At 68.6% G+C, this 21,231-nt stretch carries 19 protein-coding genes, 3 tRNA genes and 2 pseudogenes; 13 read left to right on the forward strand and 11 right to left on the reverse strand.

Annotated elements, in window-relative coordinates:
• The first annotated feature begins 41 nt into the window (after positions 1–41).
• The 10 genes from R0D99_RS13515 to R0D99_RS13560 all read left to right on the forward strand — a co-directional run bounded on the left by R0D99_RS13515 (position 42) and on the right by R0D99_RS13560 (position 7,738).
• Positions 42–1,565, forward strand: coding sequence for a 3-hydroxyacyl-CoA dehydrogenase (locus R0D99_RS13515; protein ID WP_317748693.1), 1,524 nt, complete (start codon positions 42–44; stop codon positions 1,563–1,565).
• 160 nt (positions 1,566–1,725) lie between these two features.
• The gene (locus R0D99_RS13520) at positions 1,726–1,992 is read left to right on the forward strand and encodes a hypothetical protein (RefSeq protein ID WP_317748694.1); all 267 of its coding nucleotides are present in this window, start codon (positions 1,726–1,728) and stop codon (positions 1,990–1,992) included.
• Between the two features lie 13 nt (positions 1,993–2,005).
• The gene (locus tag R0D99_RS13525) at positions 2,006–2,785 is read left to right on the forward strand and encodes an oxepin-CoA hydrolase, alternative type (protein ID WP_317748695.1); all 780 of its coding nucleotides are present in this window, start codon (positions 2,006–2,008) and stop codon (positions 2,783–2,785) included.
• A 118-nt stretch (positions 2,786–2,903) separates the two neighbouring features.
• Positions 2,904–3,623 (forward strand): Crp/Fnr family transcriptional regulator, encoded by a 720-nt coding sequence (locus R0D99_RS13530; protein WP_317748696.1) that lies wholly within the window; start codon positions 2,904–2,906, stop codon positions 3,621–3,623.
• Position 3,624: 1 nt separating this feature from the next.
• Positions 3,625–4,710 (forward strand): phosphotransferase, encoded by a 1,086-nt coding sequence (locus R0D99_RS13535; protein ID WP_317748697.1) that lies wholly within the window; start codon positions 3,625–3,627, stop codon positions 4,708–4,710.
• A gap of 67 nt (positions 4,711–4,777) precedes the next feature.
• Positions 4,778–6,037 (forward strand): acyl-CoA dehydrogenase family protein, encoded by a 1,260-nt coding sequence (locus R0D99_RS13540; RefSeq protein ID WP_317748698.1) that lies wholly within the window; start codon positions 4,778–4,780, stop codon positions 6,035–6,037.
• A 166-nt stretch (positions 6,038–6,203) separates the two neighbouring features.
• Positions 6,204–6,899, forward strand: a complete 696-nt coding sequence (locus R0D99_RS13545) for a glutathione S-transferase N-terminal domain-containing protein (protein WP_317748699.1) — start codon at positions 6,204–6,206, stop codon at positions 6,897–6,899.
• Between the two features lie 30 nt (positions 6,900–6,929).
• Positions 6,930–7,006 (forward strand) — tRNA-Pro (locus R0D99_RS13550).
• Between the two features lie 44 nt (positions 7,007–7,050).
• Positions 7,051–7,127, forward strand: a tRNA-Arg gene (locus R0D99_RS13555).
• Between the two features lie 275 nt (positions 7,128–7,402).
• Positions 7,403–7,738 carry a hypothetical protein gene (locus tag R0D99_RS13560; RefSeq protein WP_317748700.1) on the forward strand — a complete coding sequence of 112 codons (336 nt, stop codon included), beginning with the start codon at positions 7,403–7,405 and terminating at the stop codon, positions 7,736–7,738.
• Between the two features lie 66 nt (positions 7,739–7,804).
• Here the strand turns inward: R0D99_RS13560 and ribD are convergent, their stop codons facing one another.
• From ribD to serS, 3 genes are all read right to left on the reverse strand, one after another.
• Positions 7,805–8,923 carry a bifunctional diaminohydroxyphosphoribosylaminopyrimidine deaminase/5-amino-6-(5-phosphoribosylamino)uracil reductase RibD gene (gene ribD, locus R0D99_RS13565; protein ID WP_317748701.1) on the reverse strand — a complete coding sequence of 373 codons (1,119 nt, stop codon included), beginning with the start codon at positions 8,921–8,923 and terminating at the stop codon, positions 7,805–7,807.
• Positions 8,924–8,988: 65 nt separating this feature from the next.
• Positions 8,989–9,078, reverse strand: a tRNA-Ser gene (locus R0D99_RS13570).
• A 34-nt stretch (positions 9,079–9,112) separates the two neighbouring features.
• Entirely contained in the window at positions 9,113–10,372 is a 1,260-nt protein-coding gene (serS, locus tag R0D99_RS13575) for a serine--tRNA ligase (protein ID WP_317751105.1), read from the reverse strand.
• On the opposite strand from serS, the gene R0D99_RS13580 reads away from it, so the two are divergent.
• A complete protein-coding gene (locus R0D99_RS13580) occupies positions 10,298–10,483 on the forward strand; it encodes a hypothetical protein (RefSeq protein WP_317751194.1) in 186 nt (61 codons plus the stop codon). The genes serS and R0D99_RS13580 overlap by 75 nt on opposite strands.
• A 57-nt stretch (positions 10,484–10,540) precedes the next feature.
• Here R0D99_RS13580 and ispH read toward each other — a convergent pair whose 3' ends face one another.
• A complete protein-coding gene (gene ispH / locus R0D99_RS13585; protein WP_317748702.1) occupies positions 10,541–11,503 on the reverse strand; it encodes a 4-hydroxy-3-methylbut-2-enyl diphosphate reductase in 963 nt (320 codons plus the stop codon).
• Entirely contained in the window at positions 11,503–11,946 is a 444-nt protein-coding gene (locus tag R0D99_RS13590) for an FKBP-type peptidyl-prolyl cis-trans isomerase (RefSeq protein WP_317748703.1), read from the reverse strand. Before R0D99_RS13590 ends, ispH begins: the two co-directional genes overlap by 1 nt.
• 209 nt (positions 11,947–12,155) lie before the next feature.
• Between R0D99_RS13590 and radC the strand changes: the two genes are divergently transcribed.
• Together radC and R0D99_RS13600 are read left to right on the forward strand one after the other, a co-directional pair.
• Complete coding sequence (radC, locus tag R0D99_RS13595; protein WP_317748704.1) at positions 12,156–12,833, forward strand: RadC family protein; 678 nt, start codon at positions 12,156–12,158, stop codon at positions 12,831–12,833.
• Between the two features lie 19 nt (positions 12,834–12,852).
• Complete coding sequence (locus R0D99_RS13600) at positions 12,853–13,500, forward strand: Smr/MutS family protein (protein ID WP_317748705.1); 648 nt, start codon at positions 12,853–12,855, stop codon at positions 13,498–13,500.
• A gap of 55 nt (positions 13,501–13,555) precedes the next feature.
• On the opposite strand, the gene R0D99_RS13605 is transcribed toward R0D99_RS13600, so the two are convergent.
• The 6 genes and pseudogenes from R0D99_RS13605 to R0D99_RS13630 all read right to left on the reverse strand — a co-directional run bounded on the left by R0D99_RS13605 (position 13,556) and on the right by R0D99_RS13630 (position 21,141).
• On the reverse strand, positions 13,556–13,960 hold the full coding sequence (locus R0D99_RS13605) for an MFS transporter (protein ID WP_317751107.1): 405 nt from the start codon (positions 13,958–13,960) through the stop codon (positions 13,556–13,558).
• A gap of 61 nt (positions 13,961–14,021) precedes the next feature.
• Positions 14,022–14,792: pseudogene (locus tag R0D99_RS13610) on the reverse strand (MFS transporter); the annotation flags it as partial.
• Between the two features lie 27 nt (positions 14,793–14,819).
• The gene (locus R0D99_RS13615; protein WP_317748706.1) at positions 14,820–15,218 is read right to left on the reverse strand and encodes a group II truncated hemoglobin; all 399 of its coding nucleotides are present in this window, start codon (positions 15,216–15,218) and stop codon (positions 14,820–14,822) included.
• Between the two features lie 122 nt (positions 15,219–15,340).
• Entirely contained in the window at positions 15,341–16,540 is a 1,200-nt protein-coding gene (locus tag R0D99_RS13620; RefSeq protein WP_317748707.1) for a patatin-like phospholipase family protein, read from the reverse strand.
• 249 nt (positions 16,541–16,789) lie between these two features.
• Positions 16,790–19,352: pseudogene (locus tag R0D99_RS13625) on the reverse strand (ABC transporter permease).
• 100 nt (positions 19,353–19,452) lie between these two features.
• Complete coding sequence (locus R0D99_RS13630; RefSeq protein ID WP_317748708.1) at positions 19,453–21,141, reverse strand: tannase/feruloyl esterase family alpha/beta hydrolase; 1,689 nt, start codon at positions 21,139–21,141, stop codon at positions 19,453–19,455.
• Positions 21,142–21,231: the final 90 nt, after the last annotated feature.

Here is a 21,231-nt window from a genome sequence, read left to right on the forward strand (position 1 = left end):
CCAGAACCGGCCTGCCCGGTCGAGACGCATAATCTCCGTCCATGGAGACACCTGAATTCAAGACCGTCGGCATCGTCGGCACCGGCGCCATGGGCCGGGGCATTGCCCAGATCGCCGCGCAAGCCGGCAGCACCGTGCTGCTGTTCGACACCCAGGCCCAGGCCATCGCCAAGGCCAGCGAATCCATTGCGGCGCAATGGGACAAGCTGGTCGAAAAAGGCCGCCTGTCGCGCGAGGCGGCCGACGCGCAGAAGGCCCGCCTGCGGCCTGCGGCAGCGCTGGCCGACCTGTCGGCGTGCGATCTGGTCGTCGAGGCCATCGTCGAGCGGCTCGACGTCAAGCAAAAGCTGTTCGGCGAACTGGAAGGCATCGTGCAGCCGTCCGCCGTGCTGGCCACCAACACCTCGTCGCTGTCGGTGACGGCGATTGCCGCGGCGCTGCAGCGCCCGGCGCAGTTCGCGGGCTACCACTTCTTCAACCCGGTGCCGCTGATGAAGGTGGTCGAGGTCATTGCCGGCCTCAAGACCGACGCCGCCGTGTGCCAGCGCCTGGCTGTGTACGCGCGCCAGATGGGCCACACGCCGGTGCAGGCCGAAGACACGCCGGGCTTCATCGTCAACCACGCCGGGCGGGGCTATGGCACCGAAGCGCTGCGCATCGTGAGCGAAGGCGTGGCCGACTTCGCCACCATCGACCGCATCCTCAAGGACCAGGTGGGCTTCAAGCTGGGGCCGTTCGAGCTGATGGACCTGACCGCGCTCGACGTCTCTCACCCGGTGATGGAATCCATCTACCGCCAGTATTACGACGAGCCGCGCTACCGCCCGAGCGTCATCACCGCGCAGCGTCTGGCCGGCGGCGTGGTGGGGCGCAAGGTGGGCGAAGGCTTCTACCAGTACGCCGATGGCGCCGCCCAGATCGCCGCCGAGCCGCCCGTGCCGCAGGTGGCTGAAATGCCGCCGGTGTGGGTGTCGACCCGCGCCGCGCGCCGCGCCGAGCTGTACCAATTGCTGAAGGACCTGGGCGCCAAGATCGAGACCGGCCAGTCGCCGTCGATGAATGCCCTGACCCTGGTGGCGCCGCTGGGCTTTGACGTGACCACGGTCGCCGTCGTCGAGCGGCTCGACCCGGCGCGCACGGTGGGCATCGACATGCTGGTGGACGATGCGGCCACCAAGCGCCGCGTGCTGGCCACCAACCCCGCCACGCGGCGCGACATGGCCGACGCCGCGCACGCGCTGTTCGCGCGCGACGGCAAGGCCGTCAGCGTGATCCGCGACTCGGGCGGCTTCGTCACGCAGCGCGTGGTGGCCACCATCGTCAACATCGCGGCCGACATGTGCCAGCAGCGCGTGTGCAGCCCCAAGGACCTGGAAACGGCGGTCACCCTGGGCCTGGGCTACCCGCTGGGCCCGCTGGCCATGGGCGACCGCTTCGGTCCCGCCAATGTGCTGGAAGTGCTGTTCAACATGCAGACCGTGTACGGCGACCCGCGCTATCGCCCCAGCCCGTGGCTGCGCCGGCGCGGCGCCATCGGGCTGAGCCTGATGCATGAAGAGGAGTGACGCCCTGAGTCGCTGGGCGCCTCCCCAAGCGGGAAAGACGCCAGCGCCCGGGCCAGGCCTGCTCCGTCGCCCCTGACTGGCGCATCAGCCAGAAAATGGCGTTTTGCGCATAATGGATAAGCGCAGTGCGCTATTCAAACAGTAGCAATCAGGAGTCCGCATGACCACACCCCAAGACGGCGACTTCAAGGCCCCCGCAGGCTCCGGCCAGCCGCCCGCCGCGGCGCCCCAGGGCATCATCGCCGACCCCAACGCCCTGCTGCAGGCCGAGATCGACCGCGTCGTGCTCGAACAGACCGGGCGCAGCGCCGAAGAATTGCGCGAGCTGGAAGCCATGGAGCAATTGCCGCCGCTCAGCGACGAGGAGCTCGCCCGCCAGGCCGAGGCCGACCCCGGCGCCGACGGCGATCCGTCCACCCCCGAATAAGCCCCGACCCGCCATGGCCGCCGAACTGCGCAGCACCTTTGAAGGCAGCACCATGGTGCTGACCATCAGCAACCCCGAGCATCGCAACGCGCTCAGCCCCGAGATGTACGCCGCGGGCGTCGAGGCGCTGAACGTTGCCGAGACCAACCCCGACGTGCGCTGCGTGGTGCTGACGGGCGAAGGCGAAGTCTTCTGCGCCGGCGGCAATCTGCAGCGCCTGCTGGGCAACCGCCAGAAACCGCCGCAGGTGCAGGCGCAGAGCATCGAGCAGCTGCACAGCTGGGTCGAGGCGATCCGCGCCTTTCCCAAGCCCATCATCGCGGCCGTGGAAGGGCCGGCGGCCGGGGCGGGCTTTTCGCTGGCGCTGGCGTGCGACCTGATCGTGGCGGCGCGCAATGCGGTGTTCGTCATGGCCTACAGCTCGGTGGCCCTGTCGCCCGACGGCGGCGGCAGCTGGAGCCTGTCGCACCTGCTGCCGCGCCAGCTGGTGAACGAGCTGCTGATGGGCGGCGAGCGCATCGGCGCCCAGCGGCTGCATGAACTGGGCGTGGTCAACCGCCTGTGCGACGCCGGCCAGGCGCTGGGCACGGCGTTTGAATGGTCGGGCAAGCTGGCCGCGCGCGCGCCCAACGTGATGGCCAGCATCAAGGAGCTGGTGGGCGACGCCGCCAGCCGCACGCTGCCCGAACAGCTGGCCGCCGAGCGCGACCATTTCGTGAAAAACCTGCACCATCCGAACGGCGGCATCGGCATCTCCGCTTTTCTAAACAAGCAGACCCCGCGCTACGAGTGACAGCGCGCTGCGCCGCGCCCTGGCCCCAGGGCGTGTGCGCCCATGCGGCACGCGCACGCGCGCACGGCCGTCCCCCGAGCGACAATCCCCACTGCGCAAGTCACTCACACGACAGAACATGGACGACCCCATCCTTACGATGGAAGAACGCACGGCGATCAACAGTGGTCGCTGGTTTTCTTCTCTTTCACCTTCGCTGCGACACGACATCCTCCGATGCGCCCACGTCAAACGCTATCAGGACGGCGATCTCATCAGCAGCCGGGGCGATCCGGCCGAGCAATGGATCGCCTGTGCGCGCGGCTCGGTGCGGGTGTGCTCGACCACGCTGACGGGCAAGCAGATCACGCTGACCTATGTCGAGCCGGGCATCTGGTTCGGCGATGTGGCGCTGTTCGACGGCGACCGGCGCACGCACGACGCTTATGCGCACGGCCCGACCACCATCGTGGTCATCTCGCGCACGGACTTCCAGAAAATCCTGACCCATCACCCCGAGTTGTACGAGGCGCTGCTGAAGCTGCACGCGCGGCGCATCCGTCTGCTGTTCGGCCAGGTGGAAGACCTGAATACGCTGCCGCTGCGCGCGCGGCTGGCCAAGCAGCTGGGGCACCTGCTGCGCAGCTATGGCACGCCGACGGGCACGGGCGACGACGAGGTGCGCATCACCCTGCAACTGGCGCAGGAAGAGCTGGCGCAACTGCTGGGGGCCTCGCGCCAGCGCGTCAACCAGGAACTCAAGACCATGGAACGCGAGGGCGTGCTGCGCATCGAGCCCAGCGGGCTGGTGGTGCGCGATCGTTCGGCGCTGCAGCGCATCGCCGTCGCGGAGGAATGACATGACCCAGACCGAACAATTCGTCGGCACGCGGCCGGTGTCCGAGGCACATGCCTTCGACGTGCAGGCGCTTTCCCAATGGCTTGCCGACCACCTGGACGGGTTCGAGGGTCCGCTGTCGGTCGAGATGTTCAAGGGCGGCCAGTCCAACCCCACCTACAAGCTGATCACGCCGCGCCAGAGCTACGTGATGCGCGCCAAGCCCGGCCCGGTGGCCAAGCTGCTGCCGTCGGCACACGCCATCGAGCGCGAGTTTGCCGTGATGAGCGGCCTGGCCGGCACCGACGTGCCCGTGGCGCGCATGCATGCGCTGTGCGAGGACGAATCCGTCATCGGCCGCGCGTTCTACGTGATGGAGTTCGTGCAGGGCCGCGTGCTGTGGGACCAGACCCTGCCCGGCATGACGCACGAGCAGCGCGGCGCCATCTACGACGAGATGAACCGCGTCATCGCCGCGCTGCACAAGGTCGACTACCAGGCGCGCGGCCTCGCGAGCTACGGCAAGCCGGGCAACTACTTCGAGCGCCAGATTGGCCGCTGGAGCAAGCAGTACCTGGCCAGCGTCACGCAGCCCATTCCCGAGATGGATCGCCTGATCGAATGGCTGCCCACGCACATTCCCGCCGCCGCCCGGGACGAAAGCCTGACGTCGATCGTCCACGGCGACTACCGGCTGGACAACATGATCTTCCACCCCACCGAGCCGCGCGTGCTGGCCGTGCTGGACTGGGAACTGTCCACGCTGGGCCATCCGCTGGCCGACTTCAGCTACCACTGCATGGCCTGGCACATCCCGCCGGGCGCGTTTCGCGGCATCGGCGGCGTGGACGTGCAAAGCCTGGGCATCCCGACCGAGGGCGAGTACATCCGCCGCTATTGCGAGCGCACCGGCTTTGCCACGCCCGAAGCGCTGGCACCGGACTGGAACTTCTATCTGGCCTACAACATGTTCCGCATCGCCGCCATTCTGCAAGGCATTGCCAAGCGGGTGGAAGCCGGCACCGCCAGCAGCGCGCAGGCCCGGGCCAGCGGCGCGGGCGCGCGCCCCATGGCCGAACTGGCCTGGGGATTTGCGCAAAAAGCATAGCAAGCTAGCCAGGCGCAGCAAGCGCCGGGCACCGTTTTATTCTGATTCGTAACGCCAAGGAGACACGATGGAATTCGACTACAGCCCCAAGGTCAAGGACATGCAGGCCCGGCTGCTGGCCTTCATGGACGAGCACGTGTACCCGAACGAGCGCGTGTTCTTCGAGGAAATCGCTGCCAACCGCGCCAAGGGCAACGCATGGGTGCCCACCAAGATCGTGGAAGAGATCAAGCCCAAGGCGCGCGCCGCCGGCCTGTGGAACCTGTTTCTGCCCAAGTCGCCGCGCGCGCCCGAGGGCCTCTCCAACCTGGAATACGCGCCGCTGTGCGAAATCATGGGCCGCGTGCCCTGGGCGCCCGAGGTGTTCAACTGCTCGGCGCCCGACACGGGCAACATGGAAACCATCGAGCGCTACGGCTCCGAGGCCAACAAGGACGAATGGCTGGAGCCGCTGCTCAAGGGCGAAATCCGCTCGGCCTTTTTGATGACCGAGCCGGCCGTGGCCTCGTCCGACGCCACCAACATTGAATGCAGCATGCGCCGTGAAGGCGATGAATACGTCATCAACGGCCGCAAGTGGTGGTCGTCGGGCGCGGGCGACCCGCGCTGCAAGGTCTACATCGTGATGGGCAAGACCGACCCCGAGGCGCCGCGCCATTCGCAGCAGTCCATGATCCTGGTGCCGGCCGATGCCAAGGGCGTCACCGTGGTGCGCCCCTTGAGCGTGTTCGGCTACGACGACGCACCGCACGGCCACATGGAAGTGGTGCTGAAAGACGTGCGCGTGCCGGTGGGCAACCTGCTGATGGGCGAAGGCCAGGGCTTTGCCATCGCGCAGGGCCGCCTCGGCCCAGGCCGCATCCACCACTGCATGCGCAGCATCGGCGCCGCCGAGCGCGCGCTGGAGCTGATGTGCAAGCGCCTGAACCAGCGCGTGGCCTTTGGCAAGCCCATCAGCACGCAAGGCGTGTGGCGCGAGCGCATTGCCGAGGCGCGCTGCATGATTGAACAGGCGCGCCTGCTCACGCTGAAGGCCGCCTACATGATGGACACCGTGGGCAACAAGGTGGCGCAGGCCGAGATCGCCATGATCAAGATCGTGGCGCCCAACATGGCCTGCCAGATCGTCGACTGGGCCATTCAGGCGCACGGCGGCGGCGGCGTGAGCGACGACTTCCCGCTGGCCTACGCCTACGCCCACCAGCGCACGCTGCGCCTGGCCGACGGGCCGGACGAAGTGCACCGCAACGCGCTGGCCAAGCTGGAACTGGCCAAGCACATGCTGAACCCGAAGGAAGTGGAAATGCCCATCACGCGCGGCAGTTGATGGCGCTGCGCTGTGGGCCCAATCGACCTGTGGCACTCGTCTTATCTGCGTAGCTTGCTATTTTTTTAGCAGCAAACACGACCCGCCACCCGGCGGGTTATTCTTTGGTGACGCCCAGACTGGGTTGCAGCGTGAACTGTGCAACCTCCCCCTCAAGGAGCCCGACATGATCGACGTCTATTCCTGGCCCACGCCCAACGGCCACAAGGTACACATCATGCTGGAGGAATGCGGCCTGCCCTGGCGCGTGCACGCGGTCGACATCGGCCAGGGCGATCAGTTCACACCCGACTTCCTGGCCATCAGCCCCAACAACAAGATCCCCGCCATCGTCGACCACGATGGGCCGGATGGCGCGCCGATCTCCCTCTTCGAATCCGGCGCCATCCTGCTTTACCTGGCGGGCAAGACCGGCCGCTTTCTGCCGGCCGACGTGCGCGGCAAGTACGACGCGCTGCAGTGGCTCATGTTCCAGATGGGCGGCGTCGGCCCCATGCTGGGCCAGGCGCACCACTTCCGTATCTACGCGCCTGAGCGCATCGACTACGCCGTCAACCGCTACACCAACGAAGCCAGGCGCCTGTACGGCGTGATGGACCGCCAGATAGCCCACACCGGCGCCTACATCGCCGGCGCTGAATACAGCGTGGCCGACATCGCCATCTACCCCTGGCTGCGCAGTTGGCAGAACCAGGGCATCGACTGGGCCGACCACCCGCACCTGAAAAGCTGGTTCGACCGCGTCGGCGACCGGCCCGCAGTGCAGAAAGGCGTGCAGGTTCTGGCGGATCGCCGCAAACCCACTCGCACCGACGCCGAAAAGGAAGTGCTGTTCGGCCAAACCCAGTACCAACGCCGCTGACGCCGCCACAGGTTAGAATTCGCCTTTCGTCGGAGCGTAGCGCAGCCTGGTAGCGCATCTGCTTTGGGAGCAGAGGGTCGCGAGTTCGAATCCCGCCGCTCCGACCATTTCATACACAATGAAGGCCCGCATCGTCGGGCCTTCATTCTTTCTGCCCGTAGCTCAACTGGATAGAGCAGCTGCCTTCTAAGCAGCAGGTCGGGGGTTCGAGTCCCTCCGGGCAGGCCATCCACACCCCGGTAGTGCACTGATCCCACATCAGTCACCACACGTTCATGCGTGGTCGCTGACGGCGTTACGCGCACACTGTATTTCAGTTTGATGACAGTCACATGTCCACGGTAGCAGCGAAAGCGCCGTTGCGCTAGGATGCCGCGCGTTTAGACGAGCCATTCAGCCTGTGCCGCGCGGTCCACGAATTGATCGCGCAGGCGCGGCCCGATGCGTGGGCCAACCCTGCGGCTCGCAACTGTCGCCGTATTCACACCATAGGACCTGCCGCCATGCGCGCCATCAAAGAAGCCCGTAAATACATCGAGCGCAAGCCCGACGACGCCCGCGCCAAGACACTCTCGCGTCTGGTGCTGGCGCTCGAATCCGAGGCCGATTTCCCCATCGCCGATCTCTACAAGCTGGACCTTGCCCGCTTCAAGCTGGCGCTTGAAATCCTGGACGAATGGCGCCTGGATCGTCACTACGCCAGCAAGGCGAAGTTGTTCGATGTCTCGCTGCAACTGGCGGTGCTGGGCCCTGTCGAGTCGACTGCGACGGACGATGCTGCCTCCAAAGGGGCAGGCGAAAGTGCCGACAAACCGGGCAAGCCGCCCAAGGACAAATAAGAAGGCGCGGTTAACCGATCACGGGCGTGCGTTGCCACGCGCGCATGGCGCATGCCGGTGTCGCCATCAAAACCGGTCGTGACCGGCCACCACGGCGCGCAGACACAGGTCATCGCCGACGGGCCGAACCTCGCGCCACTCCAGCGTCACCGCTTCGCTTAGCTGCGTGAACGGGCCCATCGCCGCGATGCCGGCCCCCTCACCCAACAGTTTCGGCGCTTGGTAGAGCAGCAACTCGTCGACCAGGCCCTCGCGCAGCAGCGACCCATTCAGTTTATGCCCCGCCTCGACATGCACTTCGTTGACTTCACGGCGGGCCAGATCCTTCAACATGGCCGCCAGGTCCACCTTGCCCTGCGGATTGGCCAGGGTGACGACTTCGGCGCCCAGCCCTTGCAGTGCCTGCCGGCGCGTTTCATCGTCCACCGCTGCATACACGTGGATGGGCCGCTGCACCGCCGACCACAAGCGTGCTGAGGGCGGCAGTTCGAGCCGGCTGTCGACCACCACCAGCGCAGGCTGGCGCGCCACCTGCGGCAAGCGCACGTTCAACAGCGGGTCGTCCTCCAGCACCGTGCCGATGCCGGTCAGCACCGCATCGGCACGCGCGCGCCATCGATGGCCATCCTCGCGCGCAGCTCCAGAGGTGATCCACTGACTCACACCGTTAGGCAGCGCCGTGCGCCCATCCAGCGAACTCGCCGCCTTCATGCGAACCCAGGGCGTGCCGCGCACCATGCGGCTGAAGAACCCCAGATTGAGCGCTCTCGCGGCTTCGGCGCCTGGGCCTACATCGACCACGACGCCGGCAGCACGCAACCTGGCAAATCCCTGCCCGGCGACCCGGGGGTTGGGGTCTTCGAGCGCTGCGACGACCCGCGCCACCCCGGCGGCAATCAAGGCATCGCAGCAGGGCCCGGTGCGTCCGTGGTGGGCGCACGGCTCCAGGGTGACATAAGCGGTCGCGCCATGCGTCGTATGGCCGCGCCGGGCAGCATCGCGCAGCGCCATCACTTCGGCATGCGGCTGGCCCACCGGCTGGGTGTGTCCCTCGCCAATCAAGGACCCATCCGCGCCGACCAGCACGCAGCCCACGGCCGGGTTGGGCGGACAGATCAGCCGCGCCTCTTCAGCCAGCGCCAAGGCGCGGGTCATGAGTTCCGTGTCGGCCAAATGGGGCGTCATGCCATTCAAGTCATCTGAAAGCAAAAAAGCCTGCTACTGTAAACGTAGCAGGCTTCGCTTGTCTGTGGCGGAGAAGGAGGGATTCGAACCCTCGATACGGTAAACCGTATACCGGATTTCGAGTCCGGCGCATTCGACCACTCTGCCACCTCTCCTAGGTTCGTGTGGAACCGCAAATTATATCAGCCGTCAGGCCGTCAGAATTTCCCTGCCGTCCAGGTAGGGCTGAAGTGCCTTGGGGATGGTGATCGAGCCATCGGCGTTCTGGTGGTTTTCCAGCACGGCCACCAGCGCGCGCCCGACCGCCAGTCCGCTGCCGTTGAGCGTGTGCACCAGTTCGTTCTTGCCTGCCGCCGTCTTGAAGCGGGCCTGCATGCGGCGCGACTGGAAGGCCTCGCAATTGCTGACCGACGAAATCTCGCGGTAGGTGTTCTGCGCCGGCACCCACACTTCCAGGTCGTAAGTCTTGGTCGCGCCGAACCCCATGTCGCCAGTGCACAGCAGCACCACGCGATACGGCAACTCAAGCTTCTGCAGCACGGCTTCGGCATGGCCCACCATTTCCTCCAGCGCCTCATAGCTCTTGTCGGGGTGGGTGATCTGCACCATCTCGACCTTGTCGAACTGGTGCTGGCGAATCATGCCGCGCGTGTCGCGGCCCGCGCTGCCGGCCTCTGAGCGAAAGCACGGGGTGTGCGCGGTCAGCTTGACGGGCAATTCGGCCTCGGCCAGTATTTCACCGCGCACCAGGTTGGTCAGCGACACTTCGGACGTGGGGATCAGGTACAGCGGGTCGCCTTCGCCTTCCTGGCCGCCCTTCTTGGCGGCAAACAGGTCGGCTTCGAACTTGGGCAACTGCCCCGTGCCGCGCAGCGTATCGGCGTTGACGATGTAGGGCGTGTAGCACTCGGTATAGCCGTGCTGACGGGTCTGCAGGTCCAGCATGAACTGCGCCAGCGCACGATGCAGCCGCGCCACCGGCCCGCGCATGAAGGAAAAACGCGTGCCGGCCAGCTTGACACCGGCCTCGAAATCCAGGCCCAGCGGCTCGCCCAACTCCACGTGGTCGCGGACAGGAAAGTCGAAGACGCGCGGCGCCAGTCCATGCGGCGCCCAGCGGCGCATCTCCTGGTTGGCGTGCTCGTCAGCGCCGACCGGCACGCTGTCGTGCGGCAGGTTGGGCACCGCCAGCAGCAGCGCCTGCATCTCGGCCTGCAGCGCGTCCAGCCGGGTGGCAGAAGCATCGAGCTCGTCCTTGATGCTGGCGACCTGCGCCATCAGCTCGTCCGCCGACTCGCCCTTGGCCTTGCGCTGGCCGATCTGCTTGCTGGCTGAGTTGCGCTGCGCCTGCAGTTCTTCGGTGCGGGTCTGCAATTGCTTGCGCTCGGATTCAAGCGCCTGGAACGCCGCTACGTCGAGAAATGGCTGCGGATTCTTGCGGGTTTGCAGGCGCGCGACAACGCCATCGAGATCTTTGCGGAGCAGGAGCGGATCAAGCATGTACCGATTGTAGGCGGCGCCAGCCGCACGGCCACCGGCCCGCCAATGATTGAAAATTAGGGCGCCAGCGCTTGTCTCATGAGCGCCCGAAGCTATAAAAACAATAGCTTCGTTGCTTCAACGCAAGTGCGCCAGCCTGTCCTCGGCCGCCCCGTCCAGCTTCAATCCCTTGGGCAGCGGAAATTTCACCGTTTCCTCGATGCCGTCGAGCGTGCGCACCGACATGGCGCCCAGCGCGCGCAGGCGCTCGATCACCTGGCGCACCAGCACGTCGGGCGCCGAAGCGCCCGCCGTCAGGCCGATGCGCGACTTGCCGTGCAGCCATTCGGGCTGGATCTCGTCGGCCCCGTCCACCATGTGGGCGTCCACCCCCAGCTTGCGCGCCACTTCGCGCAGGCGGTTGCTGTTGCTGCTGGTCGGGCTGCCGACGACGATGACCACGTCCACCTCGCGCGACAGCAGCTTGACGGCGTCCTGCCGGTTCTGCGTGGCGTAGCAGATGTCCTGCTGCTTCGGCTCGCGGATGGCCGGAAAGCGCGCCCGCACGGCGGCGGTGATTTCGGCCGCGTCGTCCACGCTCAGCGTGGTCTGCGTCACCACGGCCAGCTTGTCGGTCTGCAGCGGCTGGATGCGGGCCACGTCAGCCACGTCTTCCACCAGGTGAATGCCGCTGTCGAGCTGGCCCATGGTGCCCTCGACCTCGGGGTGGCCCTTGTGGCCGATCATGACGAATTCGTAGCCTTCGCGGTGCAGCTTGGCCACTTCGACGTGCACCTTGCTGACCAGCGGGCAGGTGGCGTCGAACACGCGAAAGCCGCGCCGTTCGGCCTCGCGCTCGACCGACTTGGGCACACCGTGGGCACTGAACACCAGCGTGGCGCCCGGCGGCACGTCGGCCAGGTCTTCGATGAAGATCGCGCCCTTGGCCTTGAGGTCTTTCACCACGTAGGTGTTGTGCACGATTTCGTGCCGCACATAGATCGGCGCGCCAAATTTGGTCAACGCGCGCTCGACGATCTCGATGGCGCGGTCGACACCGGCGCAGAAGCCGCGCGGTTCGGCCAGCAGGATGTCGCTCATCACAGCACTCCGATGATCTCGACCTCGAAGGTCACGGGCTGGCCGGCCAGCGGGTGGTTGAAGTCGAGCTTCAGCGCCCCGTCTTCGCGCAAGGCCTGCACCACGGCGGCAAACTGGCCCTGGCCGTCCGGCGTGGGCAGGTGGATGACTTCACCGACGTCATACCGCTCCTGCGGATCGCCCATGCTGTCCAGCTCCTTGCGTGCCAGCCACTGCACCATGTCGGGGTTGCGCTCGCCAAAGGCGACGCCGGACGGCAGATCGAATGTGGCGTGCGCGCCCTCGGCCAGGCCGAGCAGGCGCTCTTCGACCGCCGGCGACAGCTCGCCCGCGCCCAGCGACAGCGTGGCCGGCTGGCCGCCAAAGGTGTTGACGATGTCGCCCTGCGGTCCGGCCAGGCGGTAGTGCAGGGTCAGAAAAGAATCGGGTTGGACGTGGGCCATGGTGTTCGGTCGAATAGCGGATTCTAGGAAACCCGCTATGGCCCCGCCGACCGGGGGGGCATGGGCGCGCCACGCGGGCGCGGCGCGGCCCCACATGCCCGGCGTTCTAGTTCCGTCGCGGGAACGGCACGTCCCGCCGATCCCGCCATTCACGCGACGTGACGGCGCGGCCGGGATAATCGGCACAACGATTGTAGAAAGCCCGTTGCGTGAACCTGAAAGCCCTGCCGCCCGACGCCCGCCCGCGCGAGAAGCTGCTGGCGCGCGGCGCTGCTGCACTCAGCGATGCCGAGCTGCTGGCGCTGTTGCTGCGCACCGGCACGGCCGGTCGCGGCGTGCTGCAGATGGCGCAGGAAGTGCTGGACGCGTTTGGCGGCCTGGCCGGCCTGCTGCACGCCGGTGCGGACGACCTCAAGCGCATCAAGGGCCTGGGCGGCAGCGCCAAGCGCGCCGAGCTGGTGGCCGTGCTGGAGCTGGCGCGCCGCGCGCTGGCCGAGCAGCTGCGGGAGCGCGCGGTGTTCGATTCGTCCGCCGCGGTGAAGGACTACCTGCAGCTGCAGCTGGCCGCGCGCCCGCATGAAGTGTTCGCCGTGCTGTTTCTGGACGCGCAGCACCGGATGATCGCGCTGGAAGAGCTGTTTCGCGGCACGCTGACGCAGACCAGCGTGTACCCGCGCGAGGTGGCGCTGCGGGCGCTGCACCACCACGCCGCCGCCGTGGTGCTGGCGCACAACCACCCGAGCGGCGGCGTGCAGCCCAGCCGCGCCGACGAAGCGCTGACGCAGAGCCTGAAGTCGGCGCTGGCGCTGATCGACGTGCGGGTGATCGACCACGTGATCGTCGCGCCCGGCCAGGCGCTGTCGATGGCGGAAAAGGGCTTGGTATGACCTGCGACCCTGAGTGGACATGAAGGCCAAGTCTTTCCAGGAGCTGAAGGCCATCCGCGCGCGGTTGGCCGAGGCCGAGGCGCGCGCCGCCCAGCAAGCCGCGGCCCGCGCCGCCGCCGCGAAGAAGGCACAGGCCGACCAGAACCTGTTCGCCCGCGCCATCGGCGCCACGCAACCGCTGCGCGCACATGGCCGCGTGGTGCATGCGCCCTCGCCCACGCCGCCCGAGCCACGCCAGCGCGCGCTGGACGAACGTGCCGTACTGCGCGAAGCCATCTCCGACGAGTTCGACGCCAGCACATTGCTGGAGGTGGACGAACACCTGAGCTTCCGCCGCCCCGGCATCGGCCCCGATGTGGCGGCACGGCTGCGGCGCGGCCACTGGGCGGTGCAGGGCCAGATCGATCTGCACGGCCTGCGCACCGACGAGGCGCGCGAAGCACTCGGCGCCTTTCTGCGCGACGCGCAGCGCGCCGGCCTGCGCTGCGTGCGCGTGGTGCATGGCAAGGGCCTGGGCTCGCCCGGCCGGGCGCCGGTGCTCAAGGCCAAGGTGCATGGCTGGCTGGTGCAAAAGCAGGAAGTGCTGGCCTTCGTGCAGGCCAAGCCGCTGGAAGGCGGCGCGGGCGCCTTGCTGGTGTTGCTGGCAGGCGCGGGCACTCGGTCCTGAGGTCTTCGGCGCCATCGCTTTCAGCCACCTGCGCGGGCAGGCGTGGCACGCCCCATCAGCGCGCCGGCTGGGCCTCGCGCGACGCCTGCACCGCTCGCCAGGCCAGCAGGGCCAGCGCCAGCATCGCCGGCGCGGCCAGCGCCGCAAAGGCCACGCGGTAGCTGCCCGACGCGCTGGCCAGCGCGCCGAACGCGGGCGAGCCGCACACCACGCCCATGAAGGTGAACATCAGCGTGCCGCCCGTCGCCGTGCTGGCCTGCCCCGGCGGCGCCTGGCGCGCCACCGTGGCCAGGTACACGCCGTTCCAGCCGATGGCCGACGCGCCCAGCAGCGCCACCACGGCCCAGATCAGCGCCGTCGGCCACGCCGGCTGCAGGCCCGCGGTGAGCAGGCTGCCGACGATCATCAGCGTCGCCAGCAGCATCAGCGTGTTGCGCGGGCCCAGCCCCCGGTCGGCCACCGCGCCCCGAGGCGATGCGACCCACCACGCCGGCCAGCTGCGACACCGACAGCGCCGCGCCAGCGGCCAGCAGCGTCATGCCCAGCGACTCGTGCAGGTAGGTCACCATGTACGCCGTCACCGACACCTGCACCGCCGAAAACAGGAACGAGCACGCCGCCAGCACCGCCAGCGAGCGGTGCCCCAGCACCATGCCCACCGGCTTGAACAGCGCCGCCAGCGCCAACGGCTGATCGGGCTGGCGGTCGGCATCGAGCGGCGCACGCAGCGGCTGCGACGCCACCGCGCACAGCAGGCAGGCAGCGGCGACCACCGCCAGCGCGCCCTGCCAGCCCACCCACAGCGACAAGCCCGGCACCAGCGCACCGGCCAGCATGCCGCCCGCGGGCACGCCGGTCTGCTTGACGGAAAACACCAGCGCCATGCGATGCGCCGGCGTGGTCAGCACCAGCAGGTGCGAGCTGGCGGGCGTGATCGGCCCGTAGCCGGCGCCAATGAACAGCGCACCCAGGGCCACCGCGGGCCACCACGGCAGCGCGCACAGCAGCAGCCCCACCGTGCAGCACAGCAGGCCGACCTGGCTGACGCGGATCGCGCCCCAGCGCCGGACCAGCGTGCCGCCCACCAGGCTCGACAGCATGGCCGCCAGGTAGCACAGCCCCACGTACACACCGACCAGCGCTGCCGGCACGCCCAGCCCGCGCGCCACCGTGGGCGCCATGGCGGGCAGCGTCAGCAAGGCCATCGACACCATGGCCTGGATCGCCGTGGTGATGCCCAGGCTCCACCAGCCGCTGGGCGCGCCGGGCGCCAGCCCGGGCGGTGACGTCATGAATGGCCCCGACGCGAAGCCAGCAACTCAGCCACCCCGGTTCCTCATCCAGTCGGCGGTCTGGAAGAAGCTGCGGTTCAGCCGCTCGCGCAGCGCCGGGTCCACGCCGGTTTCGTGCATGGCCTGGTCCATGCAGGCCAGCCATTCGTCGCGCTCCTGGATGCCGATGGAAAACGGCAGGTGGCGCATGCGCAGACGCGGGTGGCCGAAGCGCTCGACGTAGTAATCGGGCCCACCCAGCCAGCCGCACAGAAACCAGAACAGCTTCTGCCGCGCGTCGTCCAGCGTGCTGCCGTGCGTGCCGCGCACGGCAGCGTAGCCGGGCTCCAGATCCATCAGGTCGTAAAAGCGCTCGACCAGCGCGCGCACGGCCGGTTCGCCGCCCAGGCGCTCGAACGGAGTGACGGACTCGGTTTCTTGATTCAATTCGGGCTCCTGCCCTTGTTCAAAGCCAGTTTTTAGCTACGCAATTTATAGCATTCGGCATCGCGTGCGCCAGCGCGGATTCTAGGGACAAGCGGGCGATGGCGCTGCGGCGTGCGCAGCACTTAATCCTGCAACGAATGGAGCTCAGCGCCCGGCGCCGCCTGGGCCGCCCGCACCGCTGCGTCGGCCGCGGCATCGGCCTGGGCGGCGGCATGCGCCTGCTCGTCGGCCGACCACAGGGCGTAGGCCGGCGGCGCGTCGGCCGCCGTATCCGCTTCCCCCGCGTCGTCGGACGGCGCGGGCTCGAACTGCAGCTTGAGCGGATCACCGTAGTCGCGCCGCAGATTCACCGAACTGCCTTCGCCGACCGTGGCCCAATGGCGTTTCAGCCAGCGCCGCGCGCTGTCCTGGCCCAGGGTGAACAGCTTTTCCACCGTGGCGGGGCGCGGCGACAGCTTGCTGGCCGCAGGCATGGCGGCCAGTTCCGCCCCGCCGTCGATGCGGTGCATGTGGATCGGCTTCAGGCCCTCGCTGACCAGCCCGCGCGCCAGGCCGTCGTTGATGAGCGCGATGGTGCGCATCTGGGCGATCAGGCTGGCGTTGAAGGTCAGGTCGTTCACGCGGTCGGTGATCTGCGCGTCGCTGGTGGGCGGATCGGACCGCCGCAGCGGGTTGATCTGCACCAGCAGAATGTCGCTGGTTTCGCCCAGTTCGACCAGCGGCCCCAGCGCCGGGTTGGCCGAATAGCCGCCGTCCCAATAGGGCTTGCCGTTGATGACGGGCGCCTGAAACAGCTGCGGCAGGCAGCACGAGGCCATCACCGCCTGCGCGGTCAGGCGCTTGCCCGAGAAGATTTCAGCCCGGCCGGTCGCCACGTCGGTGGCGGCCACGAACACGCGCGGCGCCTTCAGCCGTGCCAGCCGGTCGAAGTCGATCTCGCGCTCCAGCAGCGCGCGCAGCGGGTTGTGGTCGAGCGGGTTGGTCTGGTAGGGCGACAGGCGCGTCAGCGCACCGGGCAGCACACCGGCCATCAGCCGGCTCAGCCGCGCCGCGCCTTCGCCCAGGGCGCCCATGTCCATCACCTTCTTCCACAGGTGCGCCAGGCTGGCGCGGGCGCCTTCCGCCGGGTCCTGCCCCTGGTCCTGTGCCAGCGCCCAGCCGTGAGCCAGCGCCACGGCATTCACGGCGCCGGCGCTGGTGCCGCTGATGCCGGCCAGGCCCACGCGGCCGTCCAGCAGCAGCGCGTCCAGCACGCCCCAGGTGAACGCGCCGTGCGCGCCACCGCCTTGCAGGGCCAGGTGAAGGGTTTTGGGTGTATCCACACGATCTGTCATGCCTTCAGTGAACCATGAACGGACGACAAGTTCGCGGCCGGCACGCGTCAACGGCGTGTTGGCCTACAGAGAGCAAACTCTAATTTCGGCGGCCTGCGGCAGGTTATAGGCGCCGCGTGCGGCAGCTTGCGTGCCCTGCGCGCGATGTTGATAAAAATGCGTGGCAGCGCTGGCTTGGCAACGCTATGAAGCTATCATTTAAATAGCATTTATGCGTGATGGAACACGCGCAACCCGCTATTCCGACGCGCGCCGCAAGGTTTCCACCACCGGGCGGCGCAGCACTTCGCGCAGCCCCCACCAGCCCGCGGCCAGCGCCAGCGTGGCGCCGACGACGCTGCCCATCAACAACACCCAGGGCGAGGCAGTCCAGTTGAAGTCGAACACGTAGCGCGCCATGGCCCAACCGACGCCAATGGCCACCGCGCTGGCCAGAAAGCCGGCCAGCAGCCCGACGCCGGCCAGTTCGGCCCGCTGCACATTGCCCAGCAGGCGTTGGCCCGCGCCCAGCGCCCGCATGATGGCGAATTCGCGCGCGCGTTCTTCGCGCGTGGCGCTGACAGCGGCAAACAGCACGATCAGCCCCGACGCCAGCGTGAAGCCGAACAGGAATTCCACCGCGCGCACCACCTGGTTCAGCACGCGCTGCACCTGCGCGATGGTGCTGCTCATGTCGACGTTGGTGATGTTGGGAAAGCGCCGCACCAGAGCGTTGTCGAAGCCGGCCGCGCCATCGCCGGGCCGGCCCAGGCTGGCGGGCACCGTCTCGGGTGCCCGGTAGGCGGCGATGTAGGTGACGGGCATCTCCGGCATCTCGGCCAGCGGAAACATGACGAAGAAGTTGACGTGCATCGAAGCCCAGTCCACCTTGCGCAGTGACGTGATGCGCGCCTGCGCCTGCATGCCGGCCACGTCGAACGTCATCGTGTCGCCCAGCTTAAGGCCCAGCGTCTTGGCCAGACCTTCCTCGACGCTGACCGCGCCCGCCTCGCCTGCCTGCCAGCGGCCGGCGGCGATGTCGTTGTGCGGCGGCTTGTCGGCGGCGTGCGACAGGTTGAATTCGCGGTCCACCAGGCGCTGCGCGCGTTCGTCGGTGAAGTCGGACGGCTCCACCGCGCGGCCATTGATAGCGATCAGCCGCCCACGGAACATCGGGTACCAGTCAAGCCGGGTGACCCCTGCCTCCTTCAGCGCTGCCCGGAAGGCATCGCCCTGGTCCGGCATCACGTTGATGACGAAGCGGTTCGGCGCGTCGGCCGGCGTGGCCTGGCGCCAGCTGTCGATGAGGTCGGTGCGCAGCAACACCAGCAGGATGAGCGCGAGCAGGCCCACCGCCAGGCTGCTGATCTGCACCACCGCGTAGGCCGGCCGTGCCGATATCTGCCGCGTGGCCAGCACCATCCAGCGCGGCGCCGTCTGCTCGTTGACGGCGCCGCGCAGCAGCCGCACCACCCCCCCACGACAGCAGCGCGAAGACCGCCACCGCGCCCGCAAAGCCGCCGACCGCGATCGCCCCCAGTTTCAGGTCGGAGCTGACGGCCAGCAGCAGCGCCGCAAAGCCCGCCACGCCCAGCGCCAGCACCGCCAGCGATGCCGGCTTGAGCGCACCCACGTCGCGCCGCATCACGCGCAGCGGCGGCACCTGTGCCAGCTGCAGCACCGGCGGCAGCCCGAAGGCGACCAGCAGCGTCAGCCCGATGCCCATGCCGAACACCACCGGCCACGCGCTGGGCGCAGGCAGCGTCGATTCGACCAGCCCCGCCAGCATGACCACAAACACATGGTGCAAGGCGTAGCCGATCAGCACCCCGGCCGCGCTGGCGGCCGCGCCCACCAGCAGGAATTCGACCGTGTAGGCGCCGGCGATGCGGCGCTGCGGCAGGCCCAGCACGCGCAGCATGGCCGATGCGTCCAGGTGGCGCGCCGCAAAGCCGCGCGCCGCCAGCGCCACCGCCACCGCCGACAGCAGCGCCGCCAGCAGCGCCACCAGGTTGAGAAACTTGCCGGCGCGGTCGAGCGTGCGCGTCATCTCGGGCCGGCCGCTGTCCAGCGATTCCAGCCGCACGCCATGCACGCCGGGCTTCTTGAGTTCGGCGTCGGCCCAGGCGACGTACTGCCGCACGGCCGCGTCGTCGCCCGCCACCGCCAGGCGGTAGGTGATGCGGCTGGCCGGCTGCACCAGCCCGGTCTGCGCCAGGTCGGCGGCATGCAGCATCACGCGCGGCGCGAGGGTCATGAAGCCCGAGCCGCGGTCCGGCTCCTGTGCGATCAGCTGGGCGATGCGAAAGGCTGTGTCGCCCAGCAGCAGCGTATCGCCCGGCTTCACGCCCAGCGCCTCCAACAGCGCCGGATCGACCCACACCGTGCCGCGCTGGGGGATGTCGCTGGTTGGCACGCCATCGCGGTCCTGCGCGTCGCGGGCCAGGCGCAACTGGCCGCGCAGGGGGTAGCCCGCGTCCACGGCCTTGAGCGCCACCAGCCGCGTGGCGCCGCCCTGCGCATCGGGCGCGCGGCCCATGGTGGGAAAACTGAGCGTCAAGGCCTGCTGCAGATTCAGCGCGCGGGCCTGTTCGGTCCACGCGGCGGCGGGCGGGTTGTCGCTGACCACCACCACATCGCCACCCAGCAGCTGCCGCGCATCGCGCTGCAGGCCGCCCTGCAGCCGGTCGGAGAAAAAACCCACGCTGGTCAGCGCGGCGACCGCCAGCGTGACGGCCACCATCAGCAGGCGCAACTCGCCCGAGCGCAGGTCGCGCCACAGGCTGCGCCAGCCCAGGGTCCATGAGGTGATGGGGTTCATCGTGATGTCGTGCGCCCCTGCGGGGTGCGGTAAAAAAGAAAGCGCACGCCGGCGCCGGGCCATGCCGGAGCGCGTTCGGTGCGGCGGATGCGCGCGTCCCTCATGGCTGGCCGGATCGACATTCGTAGCTGGCGGCGCGCGCGGCGTCGCCGCCCACGTAATGCGGGTACGCCGGATAGCGGCACATCGGGCGCTCGGCCAGCCGCGCAAAGGCAGGCGCGGGGCCGTGCGCGGTCTGCACCAACGCATCGGCGGGCGCGCGGCCCTGCGTGACCCAGGCATCGAGCGGATCCAGCAAGTCGACCATCGTCGGCACCGGCGCACCGGTGGTGACGGAACGCGCGTTGCCGCTGTGCGTCGAGGCGGGCGACACGTACAGGCGCAGCGAACGCTCGACCGCCGCCGCGCCCAGCCTGTGGGTGACGGCCTGCACGTAGGCTACACCCATCTGCGGGCTTTGCGCGCGGTCGGCGGCGTTCTCGCGCACGATGAGCTTGCCGCCGCGTGCAAAGAAGGCCGAGAGGTCGGGGTTGGTGGAATCCATCAGCGCCGACGTGCGCTGCACGCGGGCGGCAAAGGCTTCGGGGCGGTAGGCGCGCACGTCGTAAGCGGCGTCGCGCGCGATGGCGTAGCGAACCCAGTTGCTGCCATACAGCCACTGCGTGGCGGCGGTGGCCGGCGCCGGCGGCACTGTGGGCGCGGCGGTGCCGGTCACCCAGCGCACCAGATTGAGCGCGCTGGGGCCGTCCAGGCTGTCTTCGTGGCCCCACCACCACGCCGGGTATTGCGTCAGGCCGTTGGCCAGCGGAAAGCTGAAGGTGTAGGGGCCGTGGATGGCGCCCAGCGTGGCCAGCTCGGCATCCGACAGGCATTGCGCGCCGGCGTCGCTGCCGCCCGCGCAGCGCAGCGCAGCCAGGTTCACGCGGCGCTGGCAGGCCAGGTAGTGGTTGACCACGCCGTCGGCCAGGCCGTCGAGCGCGTCGCAGGCCTCGGCCACCGCGCGCGAAATGCGGGGCGCCTTGCCGGCGTCGAGCCAGTCGCCGAGCTGCGGCAGCTGGTTGCGCACGAAGGCGTGGAACAGGCCCGTCCAGTGGATGACGGGCACCACGCTGACGATGCCGTCGTAGTCGCGCGGAAAGCGCTGCGCCATCGTCAGGCCCTCGCGCCCGCCTTCCGATCCGCCGAAGTAGTACACGCGCTGCGGCGCACGGCCATAGTGCGTGCGCGCCAGGTGCACCGCCACGTCGCGCACCTTCTTGTACGACGCGAAGGCAAAGTTTTCGAGCATCTCGTCGTGAAGTGCAAACGCGCCCGGCTCGCTGGGCGGAAAGCTGGCCGCCTGATGCCCCGAATCGGTGCCGAAGGTGAGGTAGCCGCGCGCAATGGGCAGTGCGTCGGTGGGCGCGGCATCGCGCAGCGGCGTCAGCCCCGTGACCAGCACGCCGTTGTAGCCACCACCCCCGTATTGCAGGGCTTTGCCGTTCCAGGCCGTGGGCAGGTTGATCTGGAAGTGGATCGCCTGCGCCGCCGCATCGCGCGGGGCGATGCGGCCCAGCACCTTGCAGAATGCGGGCACAGCCGCCGCGCCTACGCCGGATGGCGCTACGTTTTCTGAAGCATCCACGCGCGCATCGCCGCTGTGCAGGCCCATCTGCGCGGCGGGAATGACCAGGCCGTTCAGGCCGGCGCAATCGGTGCGCGCGGCCTCGGTGCGCGGCGCGGGAACGGTGCCGCAGCCCGCCAGTGCCACGAGGCCAGCGGTCAGTGCAAGGGATCGGATGAGCGTCATGGTTCAGGCCTTGTGCGGTGCGACGTCTACGGCCATTGTGCCCGCGGCCGAATCGCCGTACCGGCCGCACCGGGTCGGCCCGTGCATTAA

It is taken from the genome of Ottowia sp. SB7-C50 (genome assembly GCF_033110285.1).
In the GTDB taxonomy this organism is placed as follows: Bacteria; Pseudomonadota; Gammaproteobacteria; order Burkholderiales; family Burkholderiaceae_C; genus Ottowia.

Excerpts from the sequence above, each read along its gene's own strand:
- R0D99_RS13515 (WP_317748693.1), top strand. The coding sequence starts at position 42 with ATGGAGACACCTGAATTCAAGACCGTCGGCATCGTCGGCACCGGCGCC.
- R0D99_RS13520 (WP_317748694.1), top strand. The coding sequence starts at position 1,726 with ATGACCACACCCCAAGACGGCGACTTCAAGGCCCCCGCAGGCTCCGGC.
- R0D99_RS13525 (WP_317748695.1), top strand. The coding sequence starts at position 2,006 with ATGGCCGCCGAACTGCGCAGCACCTTTGAAGGCAGCACCATGGTGCTG.
- R0D99_RS13530 (WP_317748696.1), top strand. The coding sequence starts at position 2,904 with ATGGACGACCCCATCCTTACGATGGAAGAACGCACGGCGATCAACAGT.
- R0D99_RS13535 (WP_317748697.1), top strand. The coding sequence starts at position 3,625 with ATGACCCAGACCGAACAATTCGTCGGCACGCGGCCGGTGTCCGAGGCA.
- R0D99_RS13540 (WP_317748698.1), top strand. The coding sequence starts at position 4,778 with ATGGAATTCGACTACAGCCCCAAGGTCAAGGACATGCAGGCCCGGCTG.
- R0D99_RS13545 (WP_317748699.1), top strand. The coding sequence starts at position 6,204 with ATGATCGACGTCTATTCCTGGCCCACGCCCAACGGCCACAAGGTACAC.
- R0D99_RS13560 (WP_317748700.1), top strand. The coding sequence starts at position 7,403 with ATGCGCGCCATCAAAGAAGCCCGTAAATACATCGAGCGCAAGCCCGAC.
- ribD (WP_317748701.1), bottom strand. The coding sequence starts at position 8,923 with ATGACGCCCCATTTGGCCGACACGGAACTCATGACCCGCGCCTTGGCG.
- ispH (WP_317748702.1), bottom strand. The coding sequence starts at position 11,503 with ATGAGCGACATCCTGCTGGCCGAACCGCGCGGCTTCTGCGCCGGTGTC.
- R0D99_RS13590 (WP_317748703.1), bottom strand. The coding sequence starts at position 11,946 with ATGGCCCACGTCCAACCCGATTCTTTTCTGACCCTGCACTACCGCCTG.
- R0D99_RS13600 (WP_317748705.1), top strand. The coding sequence starts at position 12,853 with ATGAAGGCCAAGTCTTTCCAGGAGCTGAAGGCCATCCGCGCGCGGTTG.
- R0D99_RS13630 (WP_317748708.1), bottom strand. The coding sequence starts at position 21,141 with ATGACGCTCATCCGATCCCTTGCACTGACCGCTGGCCTCGTGGCACTG.